Source organism: Streptomyces sp. NPDC093544 (assembly GCF_040683495.1).
GTDB lineage: Bacteria > Actinomycetota > Actinomycetes > Streptomycetales > Streptomycetaceae > Streptomyces.
Genome location: NZ_JBFBEA010000029.1, coordinates 27,425 through 43,646, shown reverse-complemented (window position 1 = coordinate 43,646; position 16,222 = coordinate 27,425). Strand labels below are relative to the sequence as shown.

The 16,222-nt window shown below is 71.1% G+C and carries 13 protein-coding genes; 4 read left to right on the top strand and 9 right to left on the bottom strand.

All coding sequences use genetic code 11. The features are described 5' to 3' along the window. Positions 1–5: 5 nt before the first annotated feature. The 3 genes from AB0N66_RS34500 to AB0N66_RS34490 all read right to left on the bottom strand — a co-directional run bounded on the left by AB0N66_RS34500 (position 6) and on the right by AB0N66_RS34490 (position 2,634). Positions 6–710: a ribonuclease H gene (locus tag AB0N66_RS34500; protein ID WP_365442585.1), complete on the bottom strand. Its 705-nt coding sequence runs from the start codon at positions 708–710 to the stop codon at positions 6–8. A gap of 1 nt (position 711) precedes the next feature. Next, positions 712–1,731 (bottom strand): helix-turn-helix domain-containing protein, encoded by a 1,020-nt coding sequence (locus tag AB0N66_RS34495; protein WP_365442471.1) that lies wholly within the window; start codon positions 1,729–1,731, stop codon positions 712–714. A gap of 105 nt (positions 1,732–1,836) precedes the next feature. Next, the gene (locus tag AB0N66_RS34490; protein ID WP_365442469.1) at positions 1,837–2,634 is read right to left on the bottom strand and encodes a VOC family protein; all 798 of its coding nucleotides are present in this window, start codon (positions 2,632–2,634) and stop codon (positions 1,837–1,839) included. Positions 2,635–2,776: 142 nt separating this feature from the next. On the opposite strand from AB0N66_RS34490, the gene AB0N66_RS34485 reads away from it, so the two are divergent. The 3 genes from AB0N66_RS34485 (at position 2,777) to AB0N66_RS34475 (ending at position 6,294) form a co-directional block, all read left to right on the top strand. Next, positions 2,777–3,793: a zinc-binding alcohol dehydrogenase family protein gene (locus tag AB0N66_RS34485; RefSeq protein ID WP_365442583.1), complete on the top strand. Its 1,017-nt coding sequence runs from the start codon at positions 2,777–2,779 to the stop codon at positions 3,791–3,793. A gap of 65 nt (positions 3,794–3,858) precedes the next feature. Beyond that, on the top strand, positions 3,859–5,088 hold the full coding sequence (locus AB0N66_RS34480; RefSeq protein ID WP_365442468.1) for a GAF domain-containing SpoIIE family protein phosphatase: 1,230 nt from the start codon (positions 3,859–3,861) through the stop codon (positions 5,086–5,088). 276 nt (positions 5,089–5,364) lie between these two features. Next, complete coding sequence (locus AB0N66_RS34475; RefSeq protein WP_365442466.1) at positions 5,365–6,294, top strand: SGNH/GDSL hydrolase family protein; 930 nt, start codon at positions 5,365–5,367, stop codon at positions 6,292–6,294. 11 nt (positions 6,295–6,305) lie between these two features. On the opposite strand, the gene AB0N66_RS34470 is transcribed toward AB0N66_RS34475, so the two are convergent. The 6 genes from AB0N66_RS34470 to AB0N66_RS34445 are packed head-to-tail and all read right to left on the bottom strand — an operon-like array spanning position 6,306 to position 14,172. Continuing rightward, positions 6,306–6,965 (bottom strand): TetR family transcriptional regulator C-terminal domain-containing protein, encoded by a 660-nt coding sequence (locus AB0N66_RS34470; RefSeq protein ID WP_365442464.1) that lies wholly within the window; start codon positions 6,963–6,965, stop codon positions 6,306–6,308. Next, positions 6,962–8,962 (bottom strand): CocE/NonD family hydrolase, encoded by a 2,001-nt coding sequence (locus AB0N66_RS34465; RefSeq protein ID WP_365442462.1) that lies wholly within the window; start codon positions 8,960–8,962, stop codon positions 6,962–6,964. Before AB0N66_RS34465 ends, AB0N66_RS34470 begins: the two co-directional genes overlap by 4 nt. After that, positions 8,959–10,737: an ABC transporter ATP-binding protein gene (locus tag AB0N66_RS34460; RefSeq protein ID WP_365442460.1), complete on the bottom strand. Its 1,779-nt coding sequence runs from the start codon at positions 10,735–10,737 to the stop codon at positions 8,959–8,961. The genes AB0N66_RS34465 and AB0N66_RS34460 overlap by 4 nt, the downstream gene beginning before the upstream one ends. Continuing rightward, positions 10,737–11,633 (bottom strand): ABC transporter permease, encoded by an 897-nt coding sequence (locus AB0N66_RS34455; protein WP_365442458.1) that lies wholly within the window; start codon positions 11,631–11,633, stop codon positions 10,737–10,739. The genes AB0N66_RS34460 and AB0N66_RS34455 overlap by 1 nt, the downstream gene beginning before the upstream one ends. Continuing rightward, the gene (locus tag AB0N66_RS34450; RefSeq protein WP_365442456.1) at positions 11,630–12,586 is read right to left on the bottom strand and encodes an ABC transporter permease; all 957 of its coding nucleotides are present in this window, start codon (positions 12,584–12,586) and stop codon (positions 11,630–11,632) included. Before AB0N66_RS34450 ends, AB0N66_RS34455 begins: the two co-directional genes overlap by 4 nt. Positions 12,587–12,588: 2 nt before the next feature. Continuing rightward, positions 12,589–14,172, bottom strand: coding sequence for an ABC transporter substrate-binding protein (locus tag AB0N66_RS34445; protein ID WP_365442454.1), 1,584 nt, complete (start codon positions 14,170–14,172; stop codon positions 12,589–12,591). Between the two features lie 261 nt (positions 14,173–14,433). On the opposite strand from AB0N66_RS34445, the gene AB0N66_RS34440 reads away from it, so the two are divergent. After that, positions 14,434–16,197, top strand: a complete 1,764-nt coding sequence (locus AB0N66_RS34440) for an ABC transporter ATP-binding protein (protein ID WP_365442452.1) — start codon at positions 14,434–14,436, stop codon at positions 16,195–16,197. The last annotated feature ends 25 nt before the right edge of the window (positions 16,198–16,222 follow it).

The window sequence follows — 16,222 nt, the reverse complement described above, 5'->3', positions numbered from 1 at the left end:
AGGCCCTACGCGTCGGCCGTTTCCGTCGTACGGCACTCGGGGTGCCCCCAGCCCGAACCGTTCTTGGTGATGGGTTCGCCCGCCGCGTAGGAACGGCCGCACAGGCAGCGGCCGGGGAACTTCGCCTTGATCGTGCGGGCCGGGCCGGCCTGCCGCGCGGTCTTCGCCGGTGCGCGGCGGCGCGCGGTGGCGGCCGGGACGGTGTCGGGGGCGGCCGGCGGCTGCGGGGAACCGAGGTCGCTGCCCGCGGGCTCCTGCACGATCGCCGCCTGGCTCGCCGCGCGGTCCGCGAAGTCGTTGAGGCGGTCGCCGTCGACCTGGTGCGCGGGGACGTAGCAGAACTCCACGGAGCGGCCGCCGAGGAGTTCGTCGATACGGGCGACCAGTTCCTGGTTGGCGACGGGCTTCCCGGAGGCCGTCTTCCAGCCCTTGCGCTTCCAGCCGGGCAGCCAGGTGGTGACGGCCTTCATCGCGTACTGGGAGTCCATCCGGATCTCCAGCGGAACGTCCGGGGCGATCGCCGTCAACAGGCGCTCCAGCGCGGTGAGTTCGGCGACATTGTTCGTCGCCGTGCCCAGCGGCCCTGCCTCCCATCGGGTGGGGGTCTCGTCCCCGTCGGCCACGACCCAGGCCCATCCGGCGGGTCCCGGGTTCCCCTTCGACGCCCCGTCACAGGCGGCCACTACACGTTCAGGCATGGCGCCGATGATGTCACGGTCCGACGGATGCTCCCGTACCGGGTCGAAGGCCGCCGCCGTCCCCGATCAGCCGCTGTCCAAGGGGGGTGGCCGTGTGCAGGACGTATTTGCCGTCACGGCGGCTGTCCACGAGTCCCCCGTCGCGCAGGACGCCGATCTGGTAACTGGCGCTGGGCAACGCGATCCCCACGGCCGCGGCGACCTCGGAGGTGGTCCGGGCGTGGCCGCCCGCCACCTCGGCCAGTACGGCGCTGCGGGTGCGGCCCAGCAGGCGTTCGATGCCGTCGTCCGCGGCGCGCGCGACGGTGAGCGGCGCCTTCCCCACCGGGTAGACGAGCACCGGATCGAGGCCGGGGTCCGCGAGTGCGGTCGGCCTGCGCCAGCAGAAGAACGAGGGGACCAGGAGCAGGCCGCGCCCCTCCAGATGGAGATCGCGCTCGATGGGATAGTCCACCTCCAGCACGGGTGACTTCCAGCGCGCCAGTGGGGCCAGCCCGTCCAGGAGCGCCTGGGTGCCGCCGTCGAGGAGGTGCCGGGAACGCAGGTCGACGTCGTTGGCGACCGCCGTACGGATGTGCGGCCAGTACGGCTCCAGCAGGGCGCGGAAGTAGATCGCCAGAGCGTTCGCCAGGGACCTCAGTGAGTCGCCGCCCGGCCTGCCGAGGGAGGTCGCCCAGGCCGGAACGGGGCGGGAGTCGGCCAGTCGTGTCAGGTCGCGGACCAACCGGGTGCGCGGGGTGCGCCGCAGCTGGTCGAGGCCGGCCGGCAGATCGCCGCCGGTGACCGACGGCGTGAGGAAGTCCGGGATGTAGCCCGCTGCGGGAATCAGCGTCCGCAGCGGGCGCAGTGCACGGTTCGCGACCGGGTCCGAGGAGAGCCGGTCGCGGGCGGCGCGGCGCCAGTGACCGAAGTCGAGCGGTCCTTGCCCGGTCTCCAGCCGGCAGACACTGCAGACCAGTTCCCACAGCGGATCCGGTTGCCGGGCCACCCGGATGTTCTGCAGATCGTGCGACGTGAAGTGAATGCGGAGCATGCGGTCTCCCGCCATTCTTGTGGGGGTTCGGTCACCCGAAGGTGCGGCGGCCACAAGAAGGGACGATCAACCACGTCCGCACGGTTGCCCTGGCGGGCGACGTGTTCAGGACACGTCGGTCAACTTGGGCATGTCGCCTTCGGTCGTGTTGAGGTCGATGACGGAGAACGACGCGCCCTGCGGGTCGCTCAGCGCCGCGAACCGGCCGAACGGGCTGCTCATGGGCCCGAAGCGCAGGACGGCGCCGCGCTCGGTCGCCTTCGCCACCGCCGCGTCGCAGTCCTCGACGCCGAAGTAGACATTGACGTACGACGGGACCTCGGGCGGGAAGTCGTCCGTCATCTTCATCCGGCCCAGGACGGTGTCCTCGCCGACGTTGAAGATTCTGAAGTCCATCTCGGCTTCGTCCACCTGCTTCGCGCTGAGCGGGAAGACGGCGGGGAGGAACGCGTCGGTCTTCTCGGGCTCACGGGTGAAGACCTCCGCCCAGGCGTACGCGCCGGGCACGGATGTGGCTTCGAAACCCTCGTGGACACCCGCCTGCCAGACGCCGAAGACGGCGCCGCTGGGCTCGCTGGCCAGGGCCATGGTGCCGAAGTCGCCGACCTGCATCGGCTCCATCAGGACCGCACCGCCGTTGTCCCGGATCTTCTGCGTGGTGGCGGCGGCGTCGGGCGAGGCGAAGTAGAGGCACCAGGCGGACTGGCCCTCCGCCCCGGGCATCGGCGGGACGACGGCGGCCACCGCTTTGCCGTCCTTGTACGCCTGCGTGTAGTTCCCGTACTCGCTGGACGACTCGCCGAACGTCCAGCCGAGCACGTCACCGTAGAAACTCTTGGCTCCCTCGACATCGCTGAACATCGCGTCCGCCCAACAGGGCGTTCCCTCAGGTTGTACGGCCATGACGTCGACCTTCTCCGGTTGGGTGACTGGTTCCACGCCTCACGCTAGTCAGCCGTGGCCCTGGCCGCGCGCCGAATGGGATATTCCGCATGAAACTGGAATACGGACAACGACGATCGTCGACGGGACGGGGCACGGGATGATGCAAGCGTGGGAGGTGGTCCGGCCCGGGCCGATCGAACAGGGGCCGCTGCGTCTCGTCGAGAAACCGGTGCCGGTGCCGCGGGCCGGCGAGCTCCTCGTCCATGTCCGCGCCTGCGGGGTCTGCCGCACCGACCTGCACGTCGCCGAGGGCGACCTGCCCGTGCACCGGCCGGGTGTGACACCGGGGCACGAGGTGGTCGGCGTGGTCGTGGCACTCGGGGAGGGCGTGGTCGACCACGCCGTCGGCGACCGGGTGGGCGTCGCCTGGCTGCGCCGTACGGACGGCACGTGCGGGTACTGCCTGCGGGGCGCGGAGAACCTCTGTCCGGAGTCCGCGTACACGGGCTGGGACGCCGACGGCGGCTACGCGGAGTACACGACCGTCCCGGCCGATTTCGCGTACCGGCTGCCGGGCGACGTGGACGACATCGCCCTGGCCCCGCTGCTGTGCGCGGGCATCATCGGCTACCGCGCGCTGCTGCGGGCCTCGCTGCCGCCGGGCGGGCGGCTCGGCCTTTACGGGTTCGGCGGCAGCGCCCACCTGTGCGCGCAGCTCGCGCTCGCGCAGGGTGCCACCGTGCACGTACTGACGCGGGACCCGGCCGCCCGGCGGCTGGCGCTCGACCTCGGGGCGGCGTCAGCCCGCGGGGCGTACGAGGAGCCTCCCGAGCCGCTGGACAGCGCGATCCTGTTCGCGCCGGTCGGCGACCTGGTCCCGGTGGCCCTGCGGGCACTCGACCGCGGCGGGGTCCTGTCCATCGCCGGGATCCATCTGAGCGACACCCCGCCCCTCCATTACGAGCGGGAGCTGTTCTACGAGAAGGAGCTGCGCAGCGTCACCTCGAACACCCGCGAGGACGGGCGGGCATTTCTCGCCCTCGCGGCGCGCCACGGCATACGCGCGACCACGCACGCATACCCGCTGTCACGCGCCCAGGAGGCCCTCCAGGACCTCGAGGCCGGCCGCTTCGACGGGGCTGCCGTGCTGGTGAACGACGTGCCGCCCCGGCACTGACCGGGGTGCGGGCCCGTCTCCCCCGTGCGTGGATGGACCCGGGCGGGTAGGGCGGTGGAGGTGACATGACGGGCCGAGGCGGTGAGGACAATCCGGGTGCGCCGTCGCCGGTCGGTGCCATGGAGGATGCCGTCGAGTCGATCGGCACCACGCTGGACGAGCGGACCACGTGCGAGGAACTCGCCGCGTTCGTGTGCAGGCACTTCTGCGACGCCTCGGCGGTGGATCTGCTGCCCGCGGACGCCCCGGCGACCACGCAGCACCCCCACACGCCGGACTTCTCGCGCGTCGCCACGGCGGGAGACACCGAGCTGCTCACCCCGTGGCCCGCGCACGGGGCACGGCCGCTGTCCGTGCAGGCGATGGACGAGGGACATCCGATCAGCGCCTCGATCGACCTGTCCGGAGGGGTCCCGCGGCAGGTCATGACCGTTCCGCTGCTCGCGCACGGGCGTCTGTACGGGGTACTGCTCGCCGTCCGGCAGGGGAAGGAGTTCAGCGACCCGGAGACCTCCGGCACGCATTACGCGGCGCGCCTGGCGGCCGTCCACATCGGCCATTCGCGCCGGCACAACGCCGTACGCAGCACCGTGCTGAACCTTCAGAAGGCGCTCCTTGCCGAACCGGGGCGGCCGCATCCGAACCTCGACCTGGCCACCCGCTATCTGCCGGCCGGCGGCACCACCCTGGTGGGCGGTGACTGGTTCGAGACCGTACGGCTGCACTTCGGGCGCACCCTGCTGGTCGTGGGCGATGTCATGGGGCATGGGCTGAACGCCGCGGTCGACATGAATGCCTACCGCTCGATGCTCCGCTACGTCGCCTCCACCGACCTGCCGCCCCACCGGGTGCTGCGCCGACTCGACGCCGCGGTCGCCGAGGACGGCAACCGGCGACCGGCCACCTGTCTGCTGGTCCAGGTCGACCCGGCACGCGGCACGGCCGCACTCGCCTCCGCCGGGCACCTGCCTCCGGTCGTCTTCTCCGAGGACGGCACCGGCGAGCTGCTGCGACTGCCGGTCGGTCCCCCGCTGGGCACCGGAGTGGGCGGCTACGAACAGGCCACGCGCAAGCTCACTCCCGATGACACCCTGCTGATGTACACCGACGGTCTGGTGGAGCGGCGCGGCGAGGACATCGACGCCTCGCTCGCCCGGCTGGCCGAGATGCGGCTGCCGCAGGGAGCGGGCGTCGACCAACTCCTCGACGAGGTCCTCGTGCGTCTCAACGCCCGCCACGCGGAGGACGATGTCGCGGTACTCGCCGCCCGCATCCGCCCACGGAACGCGACGTGAGAGGTCCGCAAAGGTGGCCACCCGCGGACAGGGCGAGCGGTTTCGCCCGTACGACGTCGGTTTCGGGCTCTCCGGCCTTCTGCCGCCCGAAATCGCTCTCACGCCGCGGACGCCCGGATCTGCCGGCGCTTCGCTCGGGAGCTGTCGAGGGCTGACGTGGACGCTCGGTCCTTCTTCAACTCGGCGCAGTGCGGCGAGAGTTGTGACCGGGGTGTCTTCCCCCTTGAGCTCGGCTGTGCTTGCCTGGGGGCCCTTTCGGTGGGCGGGAGTTGTCGTATGCGCGAGCGGTGGATCGTCGGGGCGCTGTTGGCCGGGCTGCTGCTCGGCGCGTGCGGCGACCCGGCGTCGGGCCCCGAGGCGTCACCGCCCGCCCGCGCGACGCCCGACACCTCGACGGCACCGACCTCGACGACGCGTCAGCGGCCGGCGGCCTCCGCCTCCCCCGATGCGCCGGACGCCCCCTCGAAGGCGCCTACCGTGCTCTACCTCGGCGACTCGCTCGCCATGGAGAACCAGGAGGTGCTCGGGGACCTGCTGCGTGACCAACTGGACGCGCGGTACACGAGTGCCCCGTACTCGGGCACCACCCTGTGCGACTACCTGGAAGGCGGCGCGGACAGGTCCCTCGTCCCGACCGCGGACAAGGCGGCCGCTCTGGTGCGCTCGCTGCGGCCGGACTTCGTGGTGCTGCAGTTCTGGGGCAACTCCTGGGGTTACACGCCCTGCATGGGCGGCATCACGTACGACAAGCCTGGGAAGACGTACTTCGAACGGTACGAAGCCGACATGAAACGGCTGACCGACCAGATCTCGGCGGCCGGCGGCGCACACCCACCCACGCTCGTATGGGTGCTCCAGGGGCCGGACCCGATGACCCCCGACCGGGTCAAGGGCGTCAACGCACTGTACGAGGAGCGGGCCCGCGCCTCCGGCGGCCTGGTCGCCGACGCAGGGAAGACCGTGAGCCCCGCGTCGGCACGCAACACCTGGGTCCAGTACCTGCCGTGCACCTCGTACGAGCACGAGCACCCCGAGTACTGCACCCAACCCGGCCTCGACCGCACCGCCCTGCACCACGACAAGGACCCCCTGCACTTCTGCCTCAAACTGACCACGACCACCCCGAAGCCCTGTCCGGTCCGCTCTCCGGGGATCCTGCGCATCACGCGTGAGATCACCCGGGTGATCGCCGCCAACGCCGGCTGAGGGCCCCCAAGTCAAGCGCGGGGGCGAAGCTCCGTCTCGACCAGCCGGTTGAGGTGGCGCCTGGCATCCTGCGTGCTCAACAGAGGCGCCTGCCGCAGCCGTTGCAGGGCCAGGCCGTCGGCGAGGGCGGCGAAGCGGACCGTGAAGCCGTGCAGATCGTCGGAGGCGAACTCCCCGTCGGCGACGCCCCGTTCGGCCAGTTCGCGGATCTGGGTGTGCCAGGCCTCGTACCGCTGTCCCTGGCCGCGGGCGAAGGGCTGGTCCGGGTCCTGGTCGCCGGCGTTCCAGTAGTCGAACCACATCCGCCAGTGCCGGTCGGTGTCCTCCGTGAACAGCGCGTCGACAAGGAGCCGCAGCGCCTCGGCCCCGCTGGTCGCGTGCTCGGCCGCCTCGCTGAGTGCCGCGTAGTACCGCTCGATGTGCAGCACCATCGCCTCGGAGAGGATCTCCTGGACACTGCCGAAGTGGTAGGTGACCGTGCCGACGGAGACCCCGGCCGCGGCGGCGACGTCACGCACCCCCACCGACGCGTACCCGCGCTCGGCGATCAACGGCACGGCTGCTTCGACGATGAGCCGGCGGCGCACCTCGGTGGGCTGGCGGGTGCGGTCGGCGGCGGCCACGGCGCGGCGCGGGGACTTCGCGGCCTGCGGGGGCTTGGCGGCCGTCATCCCGACGTCCTCGGGGTGGTGCGGTGCCATGCGCGCTTGGCCACTGTCTCTCCGTTCGCCCGTGCTTCGACGCGACTGTCCATGACGAAGTCCGCGGCCGTGGCACGCAGCTCCGTCCGCGCCATGATCTCAGCGTCGTAGTCGTCCCCGCGCCGCAGCCGGATGCGCCACTCGGACACGGCGTGCGCGGACAGGGGGTCGTCGCTGCGGATGCGGTACGTCTCCCGTGCACTCTCCTCGTAGCGCAGCCCGTCCGGATACGTCCGTGATCCCCCGTAGTTCGGGTCGACCTCCAGCATCCACAACCCCTTGGCGACATCGTGCGTGACCAGTCGCTCGGGCGCGGGCTCGGCGGCCCGGTCGTAGATCACGTCCAGCGGGGTGGCCTGTTCGGGCTCCTCGAAGCGGATCGGCGGTTCGGCCCCGGCCTCGCGCAGGGGCAGCAGTACGGCGCTGTCGATCGGTACGACGCGCAGTTCGCCGCGCTCGCCGTGCGGCCAGACCCAGGGCCAGTAGGTGTCGGAGAGGGCGAGCCGGATGCGGTGGCCGGGCGGGACGGCGTATCCGATGCCGGTCAGCTCGAACTCGACGTCCTCGTACGTCCCCGGTGTCCACTCGACGGCCCGGTCACGGCCGTGTCGGCTCAGCAGGTTGAGCACCCCACGGGTGACGAGCGTGGACGAGCCGTCCGGGGCGACGTCGCACAGGCGGGCGATGACGTGGCCCCGCGGGGTCGCACTGTCGAGGCGGAGCCGGACGCGCGGCCGGCCAAGGATCTCGGCCCGTTCGGTGAGCGGCTCGGAGTCGAAGCAGACCGAACGGCCGTCCTCCTCACGCTGGTCCGGCGGCAGGTCGCTCGCGTTGCCGTAGGGGAAGTAGCGGCCGGCGTTGAGTCCGGTGTGCTGCGGGGAGCGCACGACGACCGGGGCGGCTCCCGCTCCCAGCGGACGTTCGTCCCAACCAACCTTCGGCGAGGGCCAGTTGGTGTCGCCTACCCAACGTCCGGGCAGTACGTCGTACGAGGTGGCGGGCGGGACCGGGTCGGTGATCCAGGCCCGCAGCAGGGGCTCCCGCATGACTCCCGTGTCGATGCCCTTCAGGTGCTGGTCCCACCAGCGCAGCGTCTCCTGGAGGAAGCCGATCGCCGGGCCGGGCGGCAGCCCCCGGTCGGGATACTGGTGCGACCAGGGGCCGATGATCCCCCTTACCCGTTCGCCTGGCAGGTGTTCCACGAGCCGGAGCACGGTGTCCCGGTACGGGTCGTTCCAGCCGCCGACCGCGAGGACGGCCGCGTCGAGGGCGGTGTAGTCCTCGCAGACACTGCCGTGCCGCCAGTAGTCGTCGCGCTGCTGGTGTTCCAGCCAGGTGTGCAGGAAGGGTTCGAGGGCGTCGAGGCGTTCGCGCCACATCGGCAGCCAGCGGTCGTGGCCGACCTGGGCAGGGTCCGGTGGGCGGGAGGCGAAGGCCAGCATGGTGCCCGCCCAGGCGAGCATGTCGATGCCGAGCAGCGCGCCGCCCATGTAGTGCACGTCGTTGTCGTAGCGGTCGTCCGTGGAGCAGACCGTCACGACGGCCTTGAGCGGTTCGGGGGCGAGGGCGGCGATCTGAAGGGAGTTGAAGCCACCCCACGAGATGCCGAACATGCCGACCTTGCCGGTGCACCAGGGTTGCGCGGCAAGCCAGTTGACGACGTCTACGCCGTCCGCGAGCTCCTGCGCGTCGTACTCGTCGCCGGGTGTGCCCTCGCTGTCTCCGTGGCCCCGGATGTCGACACGGACGGAGGCGTAGCCGTGCCCCGCGTACCAGGGGTGGCGCTGGGCGTCGCGGGGCGCGGTCCAGTCGCTCTTGCGGTACGGGAGGTATTCGAGCAGCGCGGGCACGGGGTCCGCGCCGACCGGGCGCCATACGCGAGCGTGCAGGCGGGTCCTCCCGTCGCGGGTCGGGATCCAGACGTCCTCGCGGACGACCTGGTGCTCGAACTCCTCGCGGTACTTCACGAAACTCCTTCTGTGCTGAGGCTGGTGAGAGCGGTGGGAGCACTGGGGTGACCGGCCGGACGCCAGCGACGCACCCGGTGGCCTGGGTCACGGTCACCGTCCTCGTCGTCGTGCTCGGTCCAGAGGTCGCCCGGTTCGGCCGCGTCCTCCCAGTCGACCGCGCCGTCGACGAACGGCCCCGCGTCCGGGTCGGGTTCGAGAACGGCGGCCATCAGCCGGCGCGTGTAGGGGTGTCCCGGGGAGGCGAACACCGCGTCCGTGGGCCCCTCCTCGACCACCACTCCGTGGCGCAGGACGACGACACGGTCGGCGATGCCTCGTACGACGGCCAGGTCGTGGCTGATGAACAGGCATGCCAGCTCCCGTTCCCGGCGCAGGTCGTCGAGCAGCCGGAGCACATCGGCCTGGACGGAGACATCCAGGGCCGTGGTGATCTCGTCGGCGATCAGGACGTCGGGCTCGCCCGCCAACGCCCGCGCGATGCCGATCCGTTGGCGCTGGCCGCCGGAGAGCTGGGCGGGCAGCCGGTCGGCGAGGGCGGGGTCGAGGCGTACGTCGGTGATGAGCTGCCGGGCTCGGGCGGTGGCCTCCGTCCGGGAGGCGGCGGCGCCGAAGAAGCGGAGCGGGCGCCGGACCGCGTCGCCCACCGAGCGGCGCGGGTTGAGCGACGTATCGGCGTTCTGGAAGACCAGCTGGACTCGGCGTCGCAGGGACGGCGGCCGCTTCTGCGCGGGGCGCGCGAGGTCTCCCGACTCGTGGGTCATGGTGCCGCCGGACGGAGTGCGCAGGCCCGCGAGCGCCCAGGCCAGCGTGGACTTACCGCTGCCCGACTCCCCTACCAGCGCGAGTATTTCGCCGCGCCGGACGTCGAAGGACACACCATGCACCGCGCGCACCGAGCCATAGTCGATCGTGACGTCCACCGCGGACACCGCGACCGGTGCGCCGTCCGGCACCTGCGCCTTCGGCCGCACCTCGCGCTCCCCCGCCTCGCCGACGAGCGCGAGACCGGCGTCGTCCAGGCGCGGAACACTCGCCAACAGCCGCCTTGTATACGGGTCTTGAGGCATCGCGAACAGCTGCCGGGTGGGCGCCGCCTCCACGACCCGTCCGGACCGCAGCACGATGACCTCGTCCGCCATATGGGCCACGACCCCGAGGTCATGGCTCACCAGCACGGCCGCCAGACCGAGTTCGTCGCGCAGGGCGCCGATCAGATCGAGTACGCCGCGTTGGGTGACGACGTCGAGGCCGGTCGTCGGCTCGTCGAGGACGAGGAGCTTCGGGCGGGCCGCGATGGCCATGGCGATCGCGACGCGCTGTTGCTGACCGCCGGAGAGCTCGTGCGGGTAGCGGCGGGCGAGTTCGGCGGGGCTCGGAAGCCGGACCTGCTCCAACAGCTCCACCACAGACACGTCCCCGCCTGCCTCCGCGATCTGCCGCCCGATCCGCATGGACGGCGTCAGGGCATGGCCCGCGTTCTGCCCGACCATGGCGACGGTCCCGCCGCGCAGCCGCCTCAACTCCCTTGCGGGCAGGGCGAAGACGTCCCTCCCGTCGAGGAGAACCGAGCCCGAGGTGATCCGGGACCCGTGCCGCAGATGCCCGAGCAGTGTCGCGGCGACGGTCGACTTGCCGCTGCCCGACTCGCCCACCAGCGCCAGGGTCTGCCCGGCGCTCACTTCCAGCGACACCTCGTGCACGACGGGCACGTCCCGCCCGCTCGAACGGTAGGCCACGGAAAGGGAGTTCACGGAGACGATCGAGGTGGCCATCAGGAGCCCTCCCTGATCCGGTCGACGCCCCAGGCCTTGGACAGGCCGTCGGCCGCGAGGTTGAGCCCGACCACGAGCGTGGCCAGGGCGATGATCGGGGCGAGACTCGCCATGGGGACGACGGTGATGGCGGTGCGGTTCTCGGCGACCATCAGACCCCAGTCGGGTGTCGGCGGGTCGGCGCCGAAGCCGAGGAAGGACAGCGAGCTGATCAGCAGCACGACCCACGAGGCGCGCATCGCGAACTCCACGCACACCACGTCGGTGATGTTCGGCAGGATCTCGCGCCGCAGGATCGACCAGGTACCTTCGCCGCGGGCGCGGGCCGCGGTCACATAGTCGGCGGGTACGACGGCGAGTGCCGCGCCCCGCACGACTCGTACGACCTGGGGCACGTACACCACGGCGATCGCGAGGACGATGACCGCGGGTCCCGTCCCGAGCGCGGTGACGATGACGAGCAGCGCCAGGATCGCCGGTATGGACAGCACCGCGTCCAGGACCCGCCCCAGCACGTCGTCGAACCAGCCGCCGCGCAGCGCCGCCGCGCAACCGACCACCGTGCCGAGCGCGACGGTCAGCAGCGTCGCGGCGACGGAGACGCCGAGGGCGTACCGGCCGCCGTACAGCACTCGGGTCAGGACGTCGCGCCCGTACTGGTCCGTTCCGGCCCAGTGTTCCCAGCTCGGGCCGAGCAGGACGTGCGAGGCGTCGTTGGCGATCGGGTCGTAGGAGGTGAGGAGTGGGGCGAGCAGGGCGATCAGCACGTGTACGGCGACGATCGCGAGGCCGATGACGGCGGTGCGCGAGGAGCGCAGGGTGCGCCAGGCGCGGACGGCGCGTGCCTCGGCGGCAGGCGGCGGAGCGGCTACCGGGGCGGTGTCGAGCGTGGTCATCGGGTCCTCCCTCGGGTACGGAGCTTGGGGTTGAGGGCCATGGCGCCGAGGTCGGCGGCCAAGTTGCAGGCGACGTAAACAACGGCGCTGATGAGGGCGATGGCCTGGATGACGGGCAGGTCGCGGTTCTGGACCGAGGACAGCATCAGCTTGCCGATCCCCGGGTAGTTGAAGACGTTCTCGACGACGGCGACTCCGCCCGCGAGCCAGGCGACGTTCAGCGCGATGACGTGCAGGGTCGGCAGCAGCGCGCTGGGCAGGGCGTGCCGGGTGACGACCCGCCAGGGCGACAGGCCCTTGAGCCGGGCCGTGGTGACGTACTCGCTCGCCATCACGTCGATGACGGAGGTACGGGCCATGCGCACGATGTACGCGGCCATGACGACGGCGAGGGAGAGCGCTGGAAGCCATACGGCGGGCAGGAGTTGACCGATGCTCGCCTCCGGGCCGTACAGGACGACCGCGGGGAACCACGGCAGCGCGACCGAGAAGCAGAGCACCAGCACGGTCGCCACCACGAACTCGGGGACGCTCATCCCGACCAGGCTGACCGTGGAGATCAGATGGTCCGGCCAGCGGTCGCGGTACAGGCCCGCGAGGATGCCGAGGACGATCGAACCGGTGACCGCGAAGAGAACGGTGATCAGGGCGATCAGCGCGGAGTTGCCGAGATACATGGAGACTTCGCCGCCGACCGCCTTCCCGGAGACGAGGGAGACACCGAAGTCTCCGTGCAGGGCTCCGCGCATCCAGTCGACGTACCGCTCCCAGGCGGGCCGGTCGAGCTTCAGCTTCTCGCGCAGCGCGGCCACGGCGTCGGGTGTCGCGTCCTTGCCGAGGACCTGGGTGGCGACATCGCCGGGCAGCGCCTGTACGGCGAGGAAGACGAGGATTGAGGAGAGGAACAGAGTGCCGACGGCGGCGGCCACCCTGCGGGCGATGAAGGAGAACATGCTCAGGCCCCCTTCAGACCGATGCCGAGGTAGTCGAACTCGAAGCCGTGCTCGGCGTATCCGCGCACCTTCCGCGAGATGCCGACGAGCCGGTCGGCGAACATCGGGGTCATCGCCCCGCCCTTCTCGATGACGAAGGTCTGCGCCTCGCCGTACAGTTCGCGCCGCCGCGTGTCGTCCGTCTCGCTTCGCGCGCGGTCGAGCAGCGCGTCGAAGTCCTTGTCGGACCAGGCGGTCTCGTTGTACGAGGAGCCGCTGCGGAAGACCTGGGTGAAGAGCTGGTCGACAGGTCTGCCGGTGTACCAGTAGGTCGCCATCAGCGGCTTCTTCATCCAGATCTGCGTGTAGTACGAGTCCGCGGCCGCCGTCTTGACCTTGATCCGGATACCGGCGCGCTTGGCCGAGTCCTGGTAGGCGAGTGCCATCGGCGTGAAGACCGGGTCGTACGAGGACGTGTAGAGGTCGATCGCCAGGCCCTCGTGCCCGGCCTGCTTCAGCAGGTACCGCGCCTGTTCCGGGTCGTGCTTCGGGTGTGCGGAGATGTACGAGGGGTCGCTGGGCGGTACCGGGTTGTCCCAGCCGGCGGTGCCCGCGCCCTGCAGGGCGACCTTCACCACGTGCTCGGGGTCGTAGGCGAGCTTCATCGCCTGCCGGACGCGTACGTCAGTGAAGGGCTTCTCGGTGGTGAGCATCGGCAGGACGTACCACTGAGCGTTCTTGACCCGGGCGATGGTGGCCCGGTCGGAAGCGGCCACCACGCGGGCGGTCGCGAAGTCGAGGTTCGTCTGCGAGAGCAGGTCGACCTGGCCGGCCAGCAACGCATTCGAGCGGGCTGACATGTCGGCGACGGAGTAGAAGGCGATCGCGTCGAGGACGGGGCGACCCTGCCAGTGGTCCTCGTAGGCGGTGACGCGACCGGCCCCCGCCGGTGCGAACGACTCCAGCTTGAACGGTCCTGTGCCGATACCGGTGCGGCCGATCGAGCGGGCGCTTCCGTCGGGGACGACATAGCAGTTGTAGTGGGTGAGAAGGCTCGGGAACTCCGCGTTGGGGGTCTTCAGCGGGACGACCAGCGTGTGCTCGTCGGGGGTGCGGAGCGTGTCGGGGTCGATGAGCGGGGCGAGCACGGCGGCCTGGGGCGAGGCGGTCGCCTTGTCGAGGATGTGGCGCAGGGTGTACGCGGCATCGGCCGAGGTCAGCTTCCGCCCGTCGTGGAAGGTGACGCCCTTGCGGATGCGGAAGGTCCAGGTGCGGGCCTTGGCGTCGGGCTCCCAGGACTCTGCGAGGTCGGGGGCCAGGTCGCCGTTCTCGCCGACGCGGACGAGCCGGTTGTAGAGGGCGCCCAGGTATTCGTACGCCGACAGCGCACTGGCCGGATCGAGGGTCTCGGCGTCGGAGGCGGGTGGCCTGGCGATACGGAGGGTGCCGCCGCGGTCGGGGGCGCCCATCTGCGCGGCGGCGGGCAGAACAGGCGCTGCGGCGGCCCCCGTACAGCCGGTGAGCAGCCAGGACGCACCGAGGGCCGCGGCGCTCGCGGCACCCGCGGCGAGGACCGACCGCCGTCCCGGGTGGTGGATGTCGGACATGGACCGACCGCCCTTCCCGCTATTCGTTCAACGGAACGATTAAGTGAAGTGCGTGAACGATAACCAGGGGACGGTTTCGCGCCAACCCCCGGAACGCGGAAATTAACCTCGGAAACGCACTCGTTACGCACCCATGTGCGAGCACGGCCGGCTGCTCGCGTGTACGCCGACGCGACGTGGGCAGGAAGCGCTCGCCCGCACCTCGGCCACAGCGCGGCCACAACTCGCCCACGACTCGGCCACCGAGGAGGACCAACGCCTATGGCGTCGTCCGACAGACCGCTCGACCACCGCTACCGTGGCGAGCACCCGATACGCACCCTCGTCTACCTGTTCCGCGCCGACCGCCGACGGCTCGCCGTGGCGTTCCTCGTCTTCACCGTCAAGCACAGCCCTGTGTGGCTGCTGCCCCTGATCACCGCGTCCATCATCGACACCGTCGTCCAGCACCAGCCGGTCGGCCGGGTGTGGCTGAGCGCCGGGGTCATCCTGCTGATCCTGCTGGTCAACATCCCCCTGCATCTGCTGTACGTGCGCCTGCTCTACGGCAGCGTGCGCCGCATGGGCACCGGTCTGCGGTCGGCCCTCTGCACGCGCATGCAGCAGCTGTCCATCGGCTACCACTCGCGGGTCAGCGCGGGCGTGCTCCAGGCCAAGGTCGTCCGGGACGTGGAGACCGTCGAGCAAGGCGTGCAGCAGACCGCCGAGACCGGGCTCGGCGCGCTCACCGTGCTGACCGGCGGCCTGGTCATCATCGCCATCCGCACACCCGAGTTCCTGCCCGTCTTCCTGTGCGTCGTGCCGGTCGCCGCCCTCCTCGTGGCGCGACTGCGCACCCGGCTGCGCTCCCACAACGAGCACTTCCGGCACGAGGTCGAGCATCTGTCCACGCGGGTCACCGAGATGACCCGGCTCATCTCCGTCACGCGGGCGCACGGTCTGGAGGGCAACGCGCTGCGCCGCATGGACGGCACCCTGCGGCAGGTCCTCAGCTCCGGGCTGCGCCTGGACCTCCTCAACGGGCGGTTCACCTCTCTGGCCTGGGTGTTCCTGAACGTCGTCGGCGTGCTCTTCCTGACCGGCGCGGCGCTGGTGTCGTACTACGGGTACTGGGGTGTCACACCCGGCGACGTCGTCATGCTCAGCGCGTTCCTGACGACGCTCACCAACTCCACGACGACGCTTGCGGCGCTGGCTCCGGTGATCACGAAGGGCCTGGAGTCCGTGCGGTCGATCGGCGAGGTCCTCCAGGCGCCCGAGCTGGAGGACAACGAGGGCAAGGCGGAGGTGACCTCGGTGCGCGGTGCCGTCACCTTCGAGAAGGTGGCGCTCGCGTACGACGAGAACCGGTCCGCCGTACGGGACTTCAGTCTGTCCGTCTCCCCCGGCGAGACCATCGCCCTGGTCGGCGCCTCGGGGGCCGGGAAGTCGACGGTGCTCAATCTCGTGATCGGCTTCATCCGTCCGACCTCGGGCCGGCTACTGCTCGACGGAACCGACATGAACACCCTGGACCTGCGCACCTACCGGCGCTTCGTCTCCGTCGTGCCGCAGGAGTCGATCCTTTTCGACGGCACGGTCCGGGAGAACGTCGCGTACGGCATGAACGACGTCGGGGACACGGCGGTGCGGGAGGCGTTGCGCGACGCCAACGCGCTGGAGTTCGTGGACCGGCTGCCGGAGGGGCTCGACACGGTGGTGGGCGAGCACGGGGCACGGCTTTCCGGGGGACAACGGCAGCGGCTCGCCATCGCGCGGGCGCTGATCCGCGATCCCCGGGTGCTCATCCTGGACGAGGCCACCTCCGCGCTCGACACCCGCTCGGAGGCTCTCGTCCAGCAGGCGCTGGCCCGGCTGCTGCACGGCCGCACCACGTTCGTGGTGGCGCACCGGCTGTCCACCATCCGCGGTGCGGACCGCATCGTCGTGATGGGGGACGGGGCGATCCAGGAGGTCGGCACCCACGAGGAGCTGCTGCGCCGGGGCGGCGCGTACACGGCTCTGCACAGCGGTCAGCTCGCCTGAGCAGCCGACCGCTGTACCGGGTTCA